This is a genomic window from Terriglobales bacterium (assembly GCA_035691485.1).
Taxonomy (GTDB): Bacteria; Acidobacteriota; Terriglobia; order Terriglobales; family Acidobacteriaceae; genus JAIQGF01.
On sequence record DASSIZ010000028.1, the window covers coordinates 1 to 3,461 of the forward strand.

General features: G+C 61.9%; 2 protein-coding genes. Both read left to right on the forward strand.

Annotated elements, in window-relative coordinates; translation table 11 throughout:
• Window positions 1–850, forward strand: an 850-nt coding sequence (locus VFI82_03865; GenBank protein HET7183795.1) for a glycine--tRNA ligase subunit beta, incomplete at its 5' end; no start/stop codon positions are given.
• A gap of 95 nt (window positions 851–945) precedes the next feature.
• On the forward strand, window positions 946–3,461 hold a 2,516-nt coding region (ppdK, locus tag VFI82_03870; protein ID HET7183796.1), incomplete at its 3' end, for a pyruvate, phosphate dikinase.

Genomic DNA, 3,461 nt, shown 5'->3' on the forward strand with positions numbered 1-3,461 from the left:
CGCAATTTACGACCAGTACAAACCGGAGTCGATGGAAGACAGGGTGCCGCGTACGATCGAGGGCGCGGTGCTGGCGATCGCCGACAAAGCGGATTCGATTGCCGGCATGTTCGCGCTGGGGCTGATACCGAGCGGGTCGAAGGATCCGTTTGCGCTGCGGCGGCAGGCGAACGGGATCATCAAGACGGTGGCGGAGCACAAGCTTCCGCTGAGCATGGGAATCTTGTTTCGGGACGCGCTGGGCGCGTACGCGGCATCGCAGGCAGAGAAAAAATTCACAGCGTCGGTGCAGTCTGGTGAAGGACGAAACGCGCTGCTGCAGCCGCTGCTGGCCTTCACCCGCGAGCGGCTGGAATTTTATCTCCGGGATGCGCTGGCATTCGCATATGACGTGGCGAACGCGGTGCTGGCGGCCGGCGCCGATGATGTTGTGGATGCGGTGGCGCGGGCGCAGGCGGTGGCGAAGGTGAGGCCGTCGGAAGATTTCGAGGCGATCTCGGCGGCGTTCAAGCGAATCAAGAACATCTTGCGTCAGGCGAGGGAGACGGGAAAGCAGATCGGTGAGTCTCTCGACAAGAACCTCTTGAGCGACGACGCGGAGAAGGCGCTGGCTTCGGAGATGCAGCGGGTAGGTCCGAGGGTGCGCGAGTTGTCACAGCAGGCGGACTATGAGGCCGCGCTGGCGGAGATTGCGACGATTCGCCCGGCGGTGGACACGTTCTTCGACAAGGTGATGGTGATGGTGGAGGACGAGCGGCTGCGGGCCAACCGGCTGGCGCTGCTGCAGGCATTGTCGCGGGAGTTTTCGACAATTGCGGATTTCTCGGAGATCGTGACGGAGAAGAAGTAGTCGACGGTCGACGGTTTCAGAAGGTTTCAAAGGTTTCATCAGCGCAGTATCGGGATTGAAATTCAAACGTCTTCATAGAAGAAAAGGATGAGCACATGAGCACTACCACGATGGAAGTCGAGAGCCCCAAAATGGCGACGGCGAAAGAAGGCGCTGCCAAGTACGTTTACTTCTTCGGCGAGGGCAAGGCCGACGGCAACGGGAAGATGAAAGATGTGCTGGGTGGCAAGGGAGCGGGGTTGGCGGAGATGACCAATGCCGGCCTGCCGGTCCCGCCGGGATTCACCATTCAAACTGAGGCTTGCCGCGAGTACATGCGCGGGCAGCTTTCGCCGGAGATCGACCGGCAGATGAACGAAGCGCTGGCGCGGCTGGAAAGGATCCAGGGCCAGAAACTGGGGCAGGGCGAAAATCCGCTGCTGGTCAGCGTGCGCTCGGGCGCGAAGTTCTCCATGCCCGGCATGATGGACACCATCCTGAACCTCGGGCTGAACGATACGTCGGTGGAAGCCCTGGCCAAGCGCAGCAACAACCCGCGCTTCGCTTACGACAGCTATCGCCGGCTGATCCAGATGTTCGGCAACGTCGTCCTGGAAGTCCCGAAGGCGGTTTTTGACGAGGTCTTCGAGAGCATCAAGAAAAAGAAGAAGGCCAAGCTGGACACCGACCTGGATGCATCGGCGCTGAAGGACGTGATCAAGGACTACAAGCAGGCGGTGAAGAAGCATACCAAGCGCGATTTCCCGCAGGACCCGAAAGAGCAGCTGGTGATGGCCCGCGACGCGGTGTTCCGCTCATGGATGAACCAGCGCGCCAAGACTTACCGGCGCATTAACAACATCGACGACAACCTGGGCACCGCAGTCAACGTGCAGGCGATGGTGTTCGGCAACCTGGGCGAGACCAGCGGCACGGGCGTGGGCTTTACGCGCAATCCCGCCACTGGTGACAAGGAGTTCTACGGCGAGTTCCTGATGAACGCGCAGGGCGAAGACGTGGTGGCCGGCATCCGCACGCCGGTGCACATCGCCGAGCTCAACAAGATCATGCCCCAGGTATACGAGCAGCTGCGCGACATCACCACGCGGCTGGAAAAGCACTACAAGGACATGCAGGACTTCGAGTTCACCATCCAGGAGGGCAAGCTCTACATGTTGCAGACGCGCAACGGCAAGCGTACCGGGCGCGCGGCAGTGCGGGTCGGGATCCAGATGGTGAATGAGGGGCTGATCTCGAAGGAAGAAGCCTTCATGCGCGTGGAACCGAACCAGCTGTACGACTTCCTGGTTCCGCGGCTCGACGAGAAGGGCGTGAATGTGGAAGTGCTGGCCACGGGATTGCCGGCATCGCCGGGCGCGGCCGTGGGCCAGATCGTGTTCACCGCCGATGAAGCGGTGGTGAAGGCGGGCACTGGCAAGAAGAAGAACCCGGTCATCCTGGTGCGCGCCGAAACCACGCCAGAAGATATTCACGGCATGGAAGTGGCGGTCGGCATCCTGACCTCGCGTGGCGGCATGACCAGCCACGCGGCGGTGGTCACGCGCGGCATGGGCAAGTGCTGCGTGGCGGGCGCCGGCGACATCGGCGTCAACGAGCACCACAAGACGATGACGGTGAAGGGCCAGGAATTCCATGAAGGCGATTGGATTTCGCTCGATGGAACTACCGGCCGCGTGATCAAGGGACGTCTGAACACCGTTCCGGCCTCGGTGGACGATCCAGAACTGCAGACGCTGCTGAGCTGGAGCGAGCCCTACCGCAAGCTGGGCGTGCGCGCTAATGCCGACATCCCGCGCGATGCCATCCAGGCGAAGGCGTTCGGGGCGGAAGGCATTGGACTGTGCCGCACCGAGCATATGTTCTTCGCCGAGGACCGCATCGATCACATGCGCGCCATGATCCTGGCCGACAACGAGAAGGACCGCCGGGCAGCGCTGAAGAAGCTGCTGCCGATGCAGCGCGCTGACTTCGCCGGGCTGTTCAAGGCGATGGGCGGTTTGCCGGTAACCATCCGTCTGCTCGACCCGCCTCTGCACGAGTTCCTCCCCAAACGCGAGGAACTGATGGTGGAGATCGCGGTGCTGGAGGCGACCAAGCCGAAGTCTCCCAAGCTGAAAGAGCTGCGCAAGGTGCTGGCGCGCGTCGAAGAGCTGCATGAGTTCAACCCCATGCTGGGCTTCCGCGGATGCCGGCTGGGGATTGCGCTGCCCGAGGTCACCGAGATGCAGGCGCGGGCCATCATCGAGGCGGCAGTGGATTGCGAGAAGGCGGGCATCAAGACGCACGCCGAGATCATGATCCCGCTGACCGGCACGATGAAGGAGATGGAGAACCAGTCGGCAATCTGCCGCCGCGTGGCGGAGGAAGTGTTCGCGGAGAAGGGACAACACGTTCACTACCTGGTCGGAACCATGATTGAGCTGCCGCGGGCCTGCATCATTGCGGACCAGATCGCCAAGGATGCCGAGTTCTTCAGCTTCGGCACCAACGATTTGACGCAGACCACTTACGGCTTCTCGCGCGACGACATCAACAAGTTCCTGCCCAGGTACGTGGCGGAAGGGATCCTGAAGCAGGACCCGTTTGCCGTCATCGATCGCGAGGGCGTGGG